Annotated in this window: 14 protein-coding genes; 6 read left to right on the top strand and 8 right to left on the bottom strand. The window is 64.2% G+C overall.

The window, feature by feature from the left end:
* Nucleotides 1-44 precede the first annotated feature (44 nt).
* Nucleotides 45-1,004, bottom strand: coding sequence for an MBL fold metallo-hydrolase (locus B9Z01_RS21715; protein WP_085486838.1), 960 nt, complete (start codon nucleotides 1,002-1,004; stop codon nucleotides 45-47).
* Between the two features lie 300 nt (nucleotides 1,005-1,304).
* On the opposite strand from B9Z01_RS21715, the gene B9Z01_RS21710 reads away from it, so the two are divergent.
* Nucleotides 1,305-2,204 (top strand): IclR family transcriptional regulator, encoded by a 900-nt coding sequence (locus tag B9Z01_RS21710; protein WP_085487130.1) that lies wholly within the window; start codon nucleotides 1,305-1,307, stop codon nucleotides 2,202-2,204.
* 12 nt (nucleotides 2,205-2,216) lie between these two features.
* Nucleotides 2,217-3,059: an IclR family transcriptional regulator gene (locus B9Z01_RS21705; protein ID WP_085486836.1), complete on the top strand. Its 843-nt coding sequence runs from the start codon at nucleotides 2,217-2,219 to the stop codon at nucleotides 3,057-3,059.
* A 98-nt stretch (nucleotides 3,060-3,157) separates the two neighbouring features.
* Here the strand turns inward: B9Z01_RS21705 and B9Z01_RS21700 are convergent, their stop codons facing one another.
* From B9Z01_RS21700 to B9Z01_RS21690, 3 genes are all read right to left on the bottom strand, one after another.
* Nucleotides 3,158-4,021 carry a MurR/RpiR family transcriptional regulator gene (locus tag B9Z01_RS21700; protein WP_085486834.1) on the bottom strand — a complete coding sequence of 288 codons (864 nt, stop codon included), beginning with the start codon at nucleotides 4,019-4,021 and terminating at the stop codon, nucleotides 3,158-3,160.
* Nucleotides 4,022-4,137: 116 nt separating this feature from the next.
* On the bottom strand, nucleotides 4,138-5,226 hold the full coding sequence (locus B9Z01_RS21695; protein ID WP_085486832.1) for an ABC transporter ATP-binding protein: 1,089 nt from the start codon (nucleotides 5,224-5,226) through the stop codon (nucleotides 4,138-4,140).
* Nucleotides 5,227-5,280: 54 nt separating this feature from the next.
* Nucleotides 5,281-6,054, bottom strand: a complete 774-nt coding sequence (locus B9Z01_RS21690) for an SDR family oxidoreductase (RefSeq protein ID WP_085486830.1) — start codon at nucleotides 6,052-6,054, stop codon at nucleotides 5,281-5,283.
* Between the two features lie 381 nt (nucleotides 6,055-6,435).
* Here B9Z01_RS21690 and B9Z01_RS21685 point away from each other — a divergent pair, with 381 nt between their 5' ends.
* The 3 genes from B9Z01_RS21685 to B9Z01_RS21675 all read left to right on the top strand — a co-directional run bounded on the left by B9Z01_RS21685 (nucleotide 6,436) and on the right by B9Z01_RS21675 (nucleotide 9,615).
* The gene (locus B9Z01_RS21685) at nucleotides 6,436-7,668 is read left to right on the top strand and encodes an ABC transporter substrate-binding protein (protein ID WP_085486828.1); all 1,233 of its coding nucleotides are present in this window, start codon (nucleotides 6,436-6,438) and stop codon (nucleotides 7,666-7,668) included.
* A 208-nt stretch (nucleotides 7,669-7,876) separates the two neighbouring features.
* Nucleotides 7,877-8,767, top strand: coding sequence for a carbohydrate ABC transporter permease (locus B9Z01_RS21680; RefSeq protein WP_085486826.1), 891 nt, complete (start codon nucleotides 7,877-7,879; stop codon nucleotides 8,765-8,767).
* Nucleotides 8,764-9,615 (top strand): carbohydrate ABC transporter permease, encoded by an 852-nt coding sequence (locus B9Z01_RS21675; RefSeq protein WP_085486824.1) that lies wholly within the window; start codon nucleotides 8,764-8,766, stop codon nucleotides 9,613-9,615. The genes B9Z01_RS21680 and B9Z01_RS21675 overlap by 4 nt, the downstream gene beginning before the upstream one ends.
* A gap of 118 nt (nucleotides 9,616-9,733) precedes the next feature.
* On the opposite strand, the gene B9Z01_RS21670 is transcribed toward B9Z01_RS21675, so the two are convergent.
* The gene (locus B9Z01_RS21670) at nucleotides 9,734-10,027 is read right to left on the bottom strand and encodes a DUF1330 domain-containing protein (RefSeq protein ID WP_085486822.1); all 294 of its coding nucleotides are present in this window, start codon (nucleotides 10,025-10,027) and stop codon (nucleotides 9,734-9,736) included.
* Nucleotides 10,028-10,200: 173 nt separating this feature from the next.
* On the opposite strand from B9Z01_RS21670, the gene B9Z01_RS21665 reads away from it, so the two are divergent.
* A complete protein-coding gene (locus tag B9Z01_RS21665) occupies nucleotides 10,201-11,349 on the top strand; it encodes a peptidyl-alpha-hydroxyglycine alpha-amidating lyase family protein (RefSeq protein WP_085486820.1) in 1,149 nt (382 codons plus the stop codon).
* 97 nt (nucleotides 11,350-11,446) lie between these two features.
* On the opposite strand, the gene B9Z01_RS21660 is transcribed toward B9Z01_RS21665, so the two are convergent.
* The 3 genes from B9Z01_RS21660 to B9Z01_RS35040 all read right to left on the bottom strand — a co-directional run bounded on the left by B9Z01_RS21660 (nucleotide 11,447) and on the right by B9Z01_RS35040 (nucleotide 13,959).
* Complete coding sequence (locus B9Z01_RS21660) at nucleotides 11,447-11,887, bottom strand: hypothetical protein (protein WP_085486818.1); 441 nt, start codon at nucleotides 11,885-11,887, stop codon at nucleotides 11,447-11,449.
* Nucleotides 11,888-12,041: 154 nt separating this feature from the next.
* Nucleotides 12,042-13,748 (bottom strand): purple acid phosphatase family protein, encoded by a 1,707-nt coding sequence (locus B9Z01_RS21655; protein ID WP_085486816.1) that lies wholly within the window; start codon nucleotides 13,746-13,748, stop codon nucleotides 12,042-12,044.
* On the bottom strand, nucleotides 13,708-13,959 hold the full coding sequence (locus B9Z01_RS35040) for a hypothetical protein (RefSeq protein ID WP_143809021.1): 252 nt from the start codon (nucleotides 13,957-13,959) through the stop codon (nucleotides 13,708-13,710). The genes B9Z01_RS21655 and B9Z01_RS35040 overlap by 41 nt, the downstream gene beginning before the upstream one ends.
* Nucleotides 13,960-13,997 lie beyond the last annotated feature (38 nt).

Below are 13,997 nucleotides of genomic sequence, written 5' to 3'. Positions count from 1 at the left end.
CGTGTACTGCTGCGTCAGCTTCTACGTTCTGTTTTGCGGCGCGTTCAGGCTTGCAGCGCGTCCCACATCTCCTTGTCGCGTTGCGCGGTCCAGATGCGCGGATGCGTGATGCCGCTCGCTTCGTCGAACGCGCGCGACACGTCGAACGGCAGGCAATGCTCGTAGATGAACACGTGACCGAACTTCGGGTCCATCGCCACGCGCGTGTGCGCCATCGCGGCTTTCAGATCGAGCTTCTGCGCCACGGCTTCGCGGCCCGTCTGCAGGAGCGTGGTGACGAAATCCCTCGTGTAGTCGAGACCCTTGTCGACGTCGGCCGGCGTGGTCAGCGCGGGGCCGCGGCCCGGCACCAGCTTGTCGGCCTTCAGCGCGCGCAACGCTTCGAGCGTGGCGGGCCACTGTTCGAGCTGCGCGTCGCCGCAATAGCAGGCCGCTTCGTATTCGACGAGGTCGCCGGAGAACAGCACCTTCTGCGACGGCAGCCACACGATCGTGTCGCCCTTCGTGTGACCCGCGCCCAGATGCGCGATGCGCACTTCGAGCTTGCCGAGAAAGAGCGTAATTTCCTTCTCGAACACGAGCGTCGGCCAGGTGAGGCCCGGCACCGTTTCGACACCGGCAAAGAGACGCGGGAAACGTTCGATCTCCGACTTCATGTCCGCTTCGCCGCGCTCGACGATCATCTCGTACGTGCCGCGGCTCGCGATGATCTGCTGCGCGCCCTCGGCGAAATACGCGGACGCGCCGAGCACGCGCACCGCGTGGTAGTGCGACAGCACGACGTATTTGATCGGCTTGTCGGTGACGCTGCGAATCTTCTCGATGAGGTCCTGCGCCATGGCCGGTGTCGCGGTCGTGTCGACGATCAGCACGCCGTCGTCGCCGATGATGACGCCCGAGTTCGGATCGCCCTCGGCGGTGTACGCGTACGCGTTCTCGGATAGCTGGGTCCACGTGACCTTCTTCGCTTCGAGGTCCGCCTGCGATGCAAATGCCTTTGCCATGTTTGTCTCCGTCAGAAGTGGGACGTGAGGCGAGACGGCCTGGCGCGGCAGAAAGACCGGAAAGGCCAGTGGTATTGAAGGGTTGTCTCGCCCCGCTTTGTGTTCGGTCGTTGCGCCGGTGTGTCGGGGTAAGTGCATGGTACGGCCGTCTCATTTTATTTGTCAATAGCGAAAACTATCGCTATACACAAATTTCCGAGCGCCTAAGATGAAGGCAGGCCGCACCAGTTATTCGGCTAACATGAACCCCTTTTACGGACGAGCTCGGTTGTGAGCAAAGCAGCGAAATCGGCGGCAGGCATGAGCGGCAGCAAGGTTGCGGGCAAGGCAAGAGGCAAAAGCTCGGGCAGCGAAGGCGCTAATAACGGCGGCACGGTAGAAAGCGGCAAACCGCAGCGCGGCATTCAAAGCGTCGAGGTGAGCGGCCGCGTACTGCTCGCGCTCGCCGGCGCACGCGTTCCGCTCGCGCTGTCCGACCTCGCGAATGCCGCGCAGATCGCGCCGGGCCAGGCGCATGCGTATCTCGTGAGCCTGAGCCGCCTCGGCCTCATCAAGCGCGACGAACTGTCGGGCCGTTACGAGCCGGGGCCGCTCGCGCTGCGGCTCGGTCTGCTGCGCCTCGAAAATCAACCCGCGTTTCGCGCCGCCGTGCCGCGCGTCGCGGCCCTCGCGGAAGCGATCGGCTTTAGCGTCGCGATCTGCATTGCCGGGCCGCAAGGGCCGACCATCGTCCGCTACGAGCATGCGGGCTTTCCGCTGCACGTGAATCTGCATGTGGGCACGGTGATGTCGTTGCCGGCCACCTCGACGGGACGCGTGTTTTGCGCGTATCTGCCGCGCGAGGCGCTCGACGCAACGTGGGCGAATCAGTGGGGCACCGCCGAGCGTGCGATGACCGCGCCCGCCGAACGCGCCGCGTTCGAGAAGACGCTCGAGCGCATTCGCGCGCGCGGGCTCGAAAGCAGCGTCGATGCGCCGAGTCCGGGCATCAGCAGCCTGAGCGCGCCGGTGCTCGACAGTGAAGGCCGCCTCATGCTCGCGCTGACCGTCATCGGCTCGACCGGCGCGATCGACGTTGCCGCCGGTGGGCCAACGGCGCGCGCGCTGCTCGCCACGGCGCGCGAAATCGGCGCGCAACTGGCTACTTCGGCGTCTTCATTCGCGGCATCCGCAACGTCGACACTCGCGTCGTCCCTATAGCCTGTTTCCATCGTGACCGATTCTGCCCCTCTCTCTCCCGATTCCGCCGACGCGAAACCGCAGCGCGGCATTCAATCGCTCGACAACACCGGCGAATTGCTGAACGCGCTCGTCACGGCCGCGCGGCCGCTGAGCCTGCGCGATCTGGCGGCCGCTGCCGGCATGCCGCCCGCGAAGGCGTTTCCGCATCTCGTGAGCCTGCTGAAAATCGGCCTGCTGGGCCGCGATGCATCGGGTTGTTTCGAGGCAGGTCCGCTTGCACTCGAATTGGGTTTGATCGGCTTGCAGCGCCTCTCGCCAACGCGCGAGGCCGAGCCCGAAGTCGTCGACCTCGCGGCATCGAGCGGCATGAGCGTCGCGCTCGCGGTGCTCGGGCCGCTCGGGCCGACCGTCGTGCGCCTCGAAGAATCGGCGCGGCCGCAGCATGTGAGCTTGCGAGTCGGCACGGTGCTGTCGCTCGTCAATACCGCGATCGGCCGCGTGTTCGCCGCGCACGTTGCCGACGACGTGCGCGCGGGGCTGCTCGCGCAGGATCATCTGCGGCTCGCGGGTGCGAGCGCCAGCGAGATCACCGCGCAGAAAACCGCGTATGCGCGGCGTCTCGCGCAGATTCGCGCGGACGGCATCGACACCGCCTTGAGCCGGCCCGTGCCCGGCATCAGCACGCTCGCCGCGCCCGTGTTCGATCACACCGGCAGCATCTGCGTCGTGCTCGCGTTGATGGGGCCGAGCGGCAGCTTCGATAGCGAACCGGCAGGCCAGCCCGCGCAGACGCTGCGCGCGGCGACGCTGCGCTTGTCGCGGCGGTTTGGGTGGATGGCGGCGCCGGGCGGCGCGGAAAACGGCGCAACGTAAGCGCTTTTTTTGAAGCTCGGAGGCTCTGAAGCTCCGAGGTGCTGAAGCCCTGGCGGCAAACTCACGGCGAACCCGCGCGGCAACGGCGCAAACGGCACCTACCCGCCCGCGCCTTCCGGCTCATGCGACGCAAGCCGCGCCTTCGCGTGCCGCATCTTTTCGAGCGTCTGCGGGCCGGCCTTGAGCGCCACGCCGATAGCGAGCGCGTCCATGATGCACAACTGCACGAGCCGCGACACGCCCGGCGTATTCGGATCGATCGGGCTCGGCACGCGCAGCAGCAACGGAATATCGACGAGCCATGCGAGCCGCGAGCCGACATTGGTCATCGCGATCGTCGTGGCGCCGCGCTCCTTTGCGATCTGGATGCTCTCGTTCACTTCGACGCTACGCCCCGAGTGCGAGATCGCGAAGGCGACGTCGCCCGGCTCCATCAGGCCCGCGTAAAGCCGCTGCAAATGACCGTCGGTAAACGCGGCCGCCGCGATGTCGATGCGCAGAAAGCGCAGCGCCGCATCCTGCGCGACGAGCCCCGAGCCCGAGCCCACGCCGAAGAAAAACACGCGCCGCGCGCTGGAAAGCGCCGCAATCGCGCTCTCGACCACGGCAGGATCGAGCGCGCCGCGCGCATGCGTGATGCCGTCGATCGCCGCTTCGCCGACCTTGTCCATCAAGGTTTGCATGTCGTCGTCGTGCGCGACCGCGGTCGATGCATACGGCAGGCCACCCGCCACGCTTTGCGCGAGCTGCATCTTGAAGTCGCGCAGACCATGCGCGCCGATCGCGCGGCAAAAGCGCGTGACGGAAGGCTCGGACACGTCGGCGCGCTGCGCGAGTTCGGTGATGCTCGCGCGCATCGCGAAGTCGACGTCGGCGAGCACCATGTCGGCGACCTTGCGCTCGGCGGGCCGCAGACTCGCGAGTGCGCTGCGGATATGGGGAATCAAGTTCGGTGCGGACACCCGGTGTTCCTTAGGGTCTGTTTACGTATGGATCCGCGTCGCTCGCAGCTTCTTCGGCTTCAATCAGCTTCAGTCGGCTTCAGTGATTGAGTGTGCCTCGAGCGGCAACACGCGGTTCAGACCAGCCTGCGCCCACTCTCCGTATCGAACAGGTGAATGTGTTCCGCCGGCAAACGCAGCGCGACACGCTGACCGGGCTCGATCCGCGAGCGCTCGCGCGTCGTCACGCACCACGTGGTGCCGCCTATTTTCCCGTACAAGTGCGTCTCGGCGCCAGTCGGCTCGACTACTTCGACATCGAGCGCGGTATCCGGAATCTGTGCCGTGACCTCGACGTGCTCGGGCCGCACACCGAGCGCGACCTTCGCGCCGACTACCGCCGACGCGGGCGCGCGTTCGAGCGCAACCTCGCTGCCGTCGGTGAGTTTCAGTGCGAGGCCCTGGGTTTGTCCCTGCGAGCGATTCACGATCACGCCCTCGGCGAAATTCATCGACGGCGAGCCGAGAAAGCTCGCGACGAACAGATTCGCCGGGTGGTCGTACAGTTCGAGCGGCCGGCCGATCTGTTCGATGCGTCCCGCGTTCATCACGACGATGCGGTCAGCCATCGTCATCGCCTCGATCTGATCGTGCGTGACGTAGATCACCGTATTCTTCAGACGTTGATGCAGCGCCTTGATTTCGGTGCGCATCTGCACGCGCAGCTTCGCGTCGAGATTCGAGAGCGGTTCGTCGAACAAGAACAGCGACGGTTCGCGCACCACCGCGCGGCCCATCGCCACACGTTGCCGCTGGCCGCCCGAGAGCGCGCGCGGCAGCCGGTCCAGGTAGCCGCTCAGGTTCAGCATCTTCGCGGCGGCGTCGATGCGCGGCTTGAAGCTCGACGAGGATTCCTTACGAATCCGCGGGCCGAACGCGATGTTTTCGTACACCGACAGATGCGGATAAAGCGCGTAGCTCTGGAACACCATCGAGATATTGCGCTGCTGCGGCGCAAGCGTGTTCGCGCGCGTGCCGCCGATCATCAGATCGCCGCCGCTGATCTCTTCGAGTCCGGCCACCATTCGCATCAGCGTGCTCTTGCCGCAGCCCGACGGACCGACGAGCACGACGAACTCGCCGTCGTCGATGTCGAGGTCGATGCCGTGCACGACCTGCGTGTCGCCATAGCGTTTGAAGATGCCGCTCAGTTGCACTGCTGCCATGCTGTCCTCATTGTCGTGCTGCGTGTTGTATTGAACGCGGTGTTGAGCGCGAACTCAAAGCGATTCGAGCGTCAGCTCCTCGGCCATCAGGCGGTTGCCCGCCATCAACCCGCCGTCCACCGGCAGCGCGACGCCGGTAATCACGCGCGCCATCGGCGAGGCGAGAAACAGCACCGCGTCGGCGATATCGTCGGGCGTGGCGAAGTCGCGCAGCGGATACCACTTCTTCAGATCCTCGAACACCTGCGGGTTTTTATCGACACGCGCCTGCCACGCCTGCGTCTTCACCGTGCCCGGACACACGATGTTCGCGCGAATGCCATAGCGGCCCAGCTCGATTGCAAGCGCCTTCGTATAACTGACGAGGCCCGCCTTCGCCGCGCTATACGCCGGATGACCGAGCGCGGCGAGTCCGTTCACCGAACCGATCAGCACGAGCGCGCCGCGCTGCCGTTCGATCATCGAGGCGCGCACCGCCTCCACCGTGTGATACGTGCCGTTCAGATTCAGATGGACGTCGCGCTGCCAGCTCGCGGCGTCGGTCGTCGCGAGCGTCGTGCCGAGCGCCGCGCCCGCATTCGCGACCAGCACGTCGACCGGCCCGCGCGCCGCAACCGCCGCAGCCACCGCCTGCTGCACCGCAGCGGCATCGCCGAGATCGACCGCGACCGGCGTCACCTTGTCCGCGCCGAGTTGTGCGCTCAGCGATTGCAGCGCGGCCGCGTCGATGTCGAGCGCGAGCACGGTGTCGCCCTCTTCCACGAAGCGCCTGCACAACACGCTGCCGATGCCGCCGCACGCGCCCGTTACCAGCACCACACGATTCATGTCAGCTTCGCTCCTTCGCCTGATTGTTCTGCCTGGTCTGCCGCTCTTGCCTGCTTTCTGTCTGCTGCTGGCCGACCGCTTTTTCATCGCCGCTTGCGGGACCTTCCGCGCCGCCGCGCCTACCCGCGCCGCCCGGACCAGCCTGTAAATTTCCTACAAATCTGACATCCGGCGCCGCCCGGCGATCCCGAAGAGTGGGTTTCCCCACCCTCGTGCAGCACAGAATACCTCATGCTTTACAGCATCTTATGCACAAAACCAGCCGGAAAGAAATATCGCAGACCCTACGTGACAAGCTATTTTTCGTCATGTAGGATTTTTTCAAACAATTTACCCAAGGCGGCCGGCGACGGCAGCAAACCACCCACAGGAGAGAGAAAAATGTCGTTGCATGCCCGTGCTTCCCTCGCGCTAGGCAAAGTCGCCGTGGCGCTCGCGTTTGCAGGTATCGCCGTGGCGGCCCACGCCGACACGGTCCGCGTCACCGTCGCCCACTACAGCGATGCCACCGCGCCGTACTTCGAAAAAATGGCCCGCAACTTCGAGAAGGCCAACCCCGGCACGACCATCAAGATCGAAGACGTGAACTGGGACACGCTGCAACAGAAACTGCAAACGGACATCTCCGGCGGCGCCAACGCCGACCTCGCGATCGTCGGCACGCGCTGGCTGCTCGACTTCGTGAAGGACGACGTCGCCGAGCCGCTCGACGGCTACATGGACGCGGACTTCAAGAACCGCTTCATCGGTCCGTTCCTCGCACCTGGCCAGATCAACGGCAAGACCTACGGCCTGCCGATTGCAGCTTCCGCGCGCGCGCTCTACTACAACAAGGACATGCTCGCGAAGGTCGGCTATCCCGACGGTCCGAAGACCTGGAACGACGTGATCGACGCGTCGAAGAAACTGAAGGCGCAAGGCATTGCCGGCTTCGGTCTGCAAGGCAAGGAAATCGAAACCGACGTCTACTATTACTACGCGCTGTGGACCGAGGGCGGCGACGTGGTCGGCAAGGACGGCAAGGCTGCGTTCAATTCGCCGGCCGGCATCAAGGCCGCCACGCTGTACAAGACGATGATCGACCAGGGGCTCACGCAACCGGGCGTGACCGGCTATAGCCGTGAAGACGTGCAGAACCTCTTCAAGCAGGGCCGTGTCGCCATGATGATTTCGGCGCCATTCCTCGCGAAACAGATCAAGAAGGAAGCACCGAACCTGAAGTACGGCATCGACCCGATTCCGATGGGCACGACGCACGCCACCTACGCGGTCACGGATTCGATCGTGATGTTCAAGAACTCGAAAGTGAAAAAGACCGCATGGAAGTTCCTCGACTATCTGTTCACGAAGGACCCGCGCGTCGAGTTCACGAAGACCGAGGGCTTCCTGCCGACCACGAAGGCCGAAGCTTCGGACCCGGCGTTCAACGATCCGGACACCAAAGCATTCGTCGCGTTGCTGCCGACGGCTCACTTCGCGCCGACCGTGACGGGCTGGGAAGACACCGCGAAGGCCGTGACCGACGCCATGCAGTCGGTCTACCTCGGCAAGGCGCAACCGGCTGACGCGCTGAACGCAGCGGCCGCGCAGGCGAACAAGTCGCTCGGTCACTGATGCATCGTTGTTCAAGGTGATTCCGCGGTGACTGGCTGAACAGGAAACGCGCGCCGCCGTCGCTACCACGGCGCGCGGTGCGCGTTCCGCTTCGCCATGGTGTCGCGCGTTGCACCCCAGGCATCCGACGCACATTGACTGATGCACACTCCGGCCCATTCCGTCGCGCTCGCCGTTTAACGCGGGCGCGTCTTACGATCGAGCACGCATGAGCCGTTCCGCTTCCCCGCGCCTCAACGCGCCCTGGCTGCTGATTGCGCCGAGCCTCGTCCTCGCGCTGTTCATCATCAGCTATCCGATTTTCAACATCGTGTGGCAATCGCTGCACGAGGTGTCGCGCTTCGGCGCGATTCGCGACTTCACCGGTCTGCAGAATTTCATCAACGTGTTCGAGGACCCGGTGTTTCTCGCTTCAGTGCGGCGCACGATCATCTGGACCGTGTGCGTGGTGGGCGGCACCGTCGCCATCTCGGTACCTGTCGCGCTGATTCTGAATCAGGACTTTCATGGCCGCGGCATTGCACGCACGATCGTCATGCTGCCGTGGTCCGTCTCGCTCACGATGACCGCCGTGGTCTGGCGCTGGTCGTTCAACGACGACTACGGCATGGTCAACGTCACGTTGCAGCGGCTCGGCCTGATCGGCGGGCCGATTCATTGGCTCGCGACGCCCGAACTCGCGTTCCCCGTCGAAATCGCGGTCGGCATTCTCGTGTCGATTCCGTTCACGGTAACGATTTTCCTCGGCGGCCTCTCCTCGGTGCCGGGCGATATCTACGAAGCGGCGCGCATCGACGGCGCGAGCGCATGGCAGCAGTTCCGCCAATTGACGATGCCGCTGCTGCGTCCGTTCATCAACATGGCGATTCTGCTGAACGTGATCTACGTGTTCAACTCGTTTCCGATCATCTGGGTCATGACGCAAGGCGGCCCCGATAACAGCACGCACATTCTCGTCACGTATCTGTACGAACTCGGCTTCCGGCTCGGGCGCCCCGGCGAAGCCGCAGCCGTTTCGCTCATCATGCTCGTCATGCTGTTCGTGTTTTCGATTGCCTATCTGCGTCTGCAACGCGCGAAAGAAGGAGCCCCGTCATGAGTCTCAGCGCCAGAACGAAGCGCTCGCTGTGGTGCTGGCTCGCGCTCTCGCCGCTCGTGATCGTCGTGCTGTTTCCGTTCGCGGTGATGTTCTTCACCGCGCTGAAGCCGGCTTCCGAGATCTTCGTCTATCCGGCGCGCTGGCTGCCGGTGCACTGGCAGTGGAGCAATTTCGTCGACATGTGGGAAGCGGCCAACTTCGGCGTCGCGCTGCGCAACAGCACGATCATCAGCCTGCTCTCGACGCTGCTCGCGCTCGCGGTGAGCCTGCCCGCCGCGTATGCGCTCGCGCGCTTTCCGTTTCGCGGACGCGGCCTGTATCGCCAGTTCCTGCTCGTCACGCAGATGCTCTCGCCGATTCTGCTCGTGGTCGGCCTGTTCCGGCTCGCCGCGATGATTCCGTTCGGCGACGGCAATCTGGTCGACTCGAAGATCGGCGTGATCGTCTCGTATGCCGCCTTCAATATCGCGTTCGCGGTATGGATGCTGTCCTCGTACTTTCAGACCGTGCCGCAGGATCTCGAAGAGTCGGCGTGGCTCGAAGGATGCGGGCGCGCGCGGGCGGTGTTCAAGGTGTTCCTGCCGCTCGCGGTGCCGGCCATCGTCGTCACCGCGATCTTCACGTTCATCAACGCGTGGAACGAGTTTGCCGTGGTCTATACGCTGATCCGCTCACCCGAGAACAAGACGCTTACCGTGCAGGTGACCGACATGGTTGCAGGCAAGTACGTCGTCGAATGGCATCTCGTGATGGCGGCCACGTTGTGCGCGACACTGCCGGTTTCGGTCGTGTTCGCGTGGTTGCAGCGGTATATGGTGAAGGGACTTGCGCTGGGGGCGGTGAAGTAAATTCACGCGGGTTTCGCGCGGTGCACGGGTGTCTTCCGACACCGGCTACGCCGCGCCGCCGCACGCGTTGCATCGCAGGCAACGGGCGCGGCTCATGTTTGCCATCAAGCGTGGCGCATCATTCAGTGCCGCGCACGATGCGCAAGTCGCGCTCGACACCATCGCCCAGCGCGGCCAGCGCTTTCTTGTAGGCTTCGCTGTCATACGCGGCAACGGCCTCTTCGTAAGTCGGAAACTCGATCACGACGGTGCGCTCCTTCTGGCCCTGCTCGCGCACCTCATCGGCCACGCCGCGCACGATGAACTTGCCGCCCGCTGCCGCCACGGCCGGCGCGGCGAGTTGCGCATAGGCGGCGAGCTTCTGCGCGTCGTTCGTCTTGCGATAGGACGTCACCCAATAACCCTTGCTCATTCGAATCTCCTTGTTTGATGGTTCAAAGCAGTCGCGTCCGACATAGTAGCAAAGAGGACTCGCAAGGCATCGCAAGACGGCTTAGCCATTAAGCGTTTTGTGCACTACGATTGCCTTTGCACATTCCGGGTGCGAGCCGGTCGACACCGGAAGAACTATCAAGGAGACAGCGAATGAGCGAGCAATATGGAATGTTCTGTCCATGCTGCGGCAGCGCGGAGCATCGGGCGATGAGCCGCCGGACTTTCATGAACCTGATTGCGGGCAGCGCCGCCGGACTCGCCATGCCATCGGCATTCGCGGACACGCCGACAGTCCCTTCCATTGCTTACGACTCGATTGCGAATCCCGTGCGTTTGCCGACCAACACGTATTTCGGCGAATGCTCCGGCGTCGCGCTCAATTCGCATGGGCACATCTTCGTGCTGTCGCGCGGCAATAGCACCGGTCCCGCCTATGGCGCGGCCGCCGCGCAATTGCTCGAGTTCGCACCCGATGGACGCTTCGTTCGCGAGATCGGCCACAACCTCTATGCGTGGTCGTTCGCGCATACGGTCAAGGTCGACCGGCACGACAACATCTGGGTGACGGACAAGGGTTCCGACATGGTCATCAAGTTCACGCCGGATGGACGCGTCGCGATGGTGTTCGGCCGCAAGCAGGAAGCGTCGGACGAGGACACCGCCCCGCTCAAGCATCCGAATCCGCCGCTGCCCTCCGAGCCCGGGCGCTTTCGCCAGGTGACCGACGTCGCGTGGGACAAGGCGGGCAACACGTACATCAGCGACGGCTATATCAACTCGCGCGTCGCCAAGGTGGATCGCGACGGCAACTGGCTCAAGTCGTGGGGTGATCGCGGCACGGGCCCCGGGCAATTTCATACGCCGCACAGCATCGCGGTCGATGCGAACGACCACGTCTATGTCGCGGATCGCAGCAACCGGCGCATCCAGGTGTTCGATACCGAAGGCACCTTCCTGCGGCAATTCACGATCGACGTGCCGGTGCCGCCGGACGCGCGCCCTGCCATCGGCAACATGCCGAGCGAAGCCGACATCGCCGCGGGCACGTTCGCACCGGGCTCGCCGTGGGCCATCTGTATTTCACCGGGACCGAACCAGGTGCTCTATAGCTCCGATGCTTTTCCGGGCCGCATCTACAAGATGACGCTCGACGGCAAGGTGCTCGGCGTGCTCGGCAAAACGGGCAAGCAGCCGAAACAGTTCGGCTGGATTCATCAGATGGCGTGTCCCGAGAAGAACGTGCTGTTCGTCGCGGAGCTATTGAACTGGCGCATTCAGAAGCTGGTTCTGCATGCGTGATTCGCAGGCGTTGGCGTTGGCCTCGGGTTGGCGTTGCGTTGGCGTTGACGTTGCGCCGATTTTCGCAACGTCAACGCCAAACGGCCCGCGCACCGTGTCAGTCGTAATGACGATGCTTGTGATGGTGCTTGCCCGAACGGTAACCGCGCGAGTAATCGTTCGCGTAGGAGTTCGAGCGCGAGATGTTGCCGCCGAGCGCTGAGCCCGCGCCGCCACCCACCGCCGCGCCGATCAGACCGCCGCCACGGCCGCCCATCGCGTTGCCGGCCGCCGTGCCCGCGCCGCCGCCGAGTGCGCCGCCGATGATTGCGCCCGTGCGTTCCCGGCGATTCGACGTCACGGCGCCACCTGCACCGCCGCCGACCGCTCCGCCGATCACCGCGCCCGTGCTGCCGCCCACCGCGCCGCCCACTGCGGCACCCGCCACGCCGCCCAGCGCGCCGCCGAGCATGTTGTTCATATCGCCGGCCATTGCCGGCAACGACGCCGCAGCGGTCAACGCAGCCACGGCAACGATCTGGATGATTTTCTTCGACATATCGGCTCTTTTGTTTTAATGAGACGGAGCCGAGTATAGCGAGGCTTTAGAAAGGTTTCTGTAACCACGCCCATCCGCGTCGGTAAGACGTGTAACAAAATGAATTCGCGCTTCGGGAAGAATTACCGGGCGCCATGCACGCTGTTACACGCTCTTATCCGCGCCGTTTCTTTTTCAGCTCGATCGTTTCGAACAGCTCGTAGTCCGACGTCGGCGTCTGATCCGCGCCGGGAGCGTGGTAGTAGTTCATCGTGATCGTCGTTTCGCCGCCGCGTTGCCCCGGATCGTAGTCGAACACCGCGATGCCGTAACCCGTGCCGGTGTCGCGTTGCGCGGACCAGATCGCGTCTTCGACCGCATCGGCGTTCGCGCGCACGAACGTGCCTGCCGTCGTCGACGGAACCGGGCGATTGGGTTTCGTGAAAATACGCGCCTGCGGCAGGCCCGTGCCGGCATCCACGCCATACACGTCGAGCGGCGCACTCGTGCCGCCGCCGCCGAGAATCAGGTGGATCGTGCCGTGGCTCGTATCGAACGTCGACGCACCGGCCGACACCGCCGACATGACCGGCTTCGGCTGCAAGGTATCGACCGGGCGGCCCGTCGCGATGTCGGTGCCCTTGTTGTGATTGCAACCGCGTACCGGATAGCTGCGTTCATAGTCGTGATCGTGACCGCACAGCACGAGGTCCACGCCATAGCGATCGAAGAGCGGCAGCCACGCCTCGCGAATGCCCTTGTCCGAACCGTTGCCCGTCTTCGACGAACTGAGCGCGTCCTGATGCATCTGCACGATGATCCAGTCCACGTCTTCGTCATGCGCGGCGCGCTGCAATACGTTTTCGAGCCAGCGCGTCTGCTCGCCGTTGCTATAGCCGCGCACGTAGAGCGAAGTGCCCGGCGGGATCGGCGCATGGCCGGTGCTCGCGACCGGCGTCAGCGGCGCGGGACCGGCGACGAACGCGGCGGCGTCCTGATAGACGACATCGTCCGCATCGAGCGAAACGAACAGTACCGAGCCGACGCGAAAGCTGTACCAGCGGCCCGGAAACCGCGTGTGATTGTCCGGCAGCGTATAGCGCGACAGATATGACGCGAGCCCCTGCTCGCCGTTGTTGAATTCGAGTTCGTGGTTACCGGGGCACGGCATCCACGGCCGTTGCGATGCCGACGTCTGCGCGTTGTTGCCGAAATCGCGCCACACCTCGGGCTGCTGCGTCGGATTCAGATTCGCGTAGCAGAGGTCGCCGTTGAGCAGATGGAACAGCGGCTGAAAGCGCTCGACCGCCTGCACCGCGAAGCGGCTTTGCGGCGACGACAGCACCCAGTTCGTATTCGGCGTCGCGAGGTCGCCATAGCTCGTCCAGCGAAACGGCGCGCGGCCGTGCGGCGCCGTGCGGAAACTCGCGGTGAAAGGCTGCGACGCGTTGCTGTCGTTGTCGGCCGTCACTTCGTACTGGTAGTTCGTGCCGGCCTTCAGGCCGCGCAAGCGCGCGTGATAATTGAACACGACTTCGCCGTTGATGCCGTCGGTGTAGGTGCTCTGCACCGCGTGAACCGTGTGCCGTTCTCTCGCCGAGCCGTCGATGCCGCTCACGCGCACCTGCGGATTCGCCGCAGCCGCGGGCGAGGACCACGACACCGTGACTTCGCTCGTCGGGTCGTTGCCCCAGGTCAGGTGAATCTGCTCAGGCGTGCCGTCGGGTGCGCCGCCGTTTGCGCCGCGCGCGGTGGATGAGAGCGCGCCCGCGGCTGTCGCGAGGCTCGATGCGCCAGCGAACTTCAGAAACCCTCGGCGCGAGACGATGGATGCGCCATGCTCATCGGCGGGCGTTGCCTTGATGGTTTTTCTGTTCGACATGTCCGGTGTTGTTCTTGAGGTGGTGGAAGAACGCCAGCGCAAAACAACGCGCCGTGGCGCGAGCGCGCACGGATGTGCCGAGCGATCGTAGCCGGGCAGCGATGACAGCCAGATGAAAACATCGGATGAACAGAAAGCGGATTGATGTGCCCGTCACGCGGCGATCATGAAAGGCAAATGAATGAAAACAGATCGAGGCGGATCGAAGCATCGGATACCGAAACGAAAGCTCGCTTCGATAAACATGAA

Source organism: Paraburkholderia susongensis, assembly GCF_900177725.1.
In the GTDB taxonomy this organism is placed as follows: Bacteria; Pseudomonadota; Gammaproteobacteria; order Burkholderiales; family Burkholderiaceae; genus Paraburkholderia; species Paraburkholderia susongensis.
This window is presented reverse-complemented; position numbering and strand designations above follow the sequence as displayed.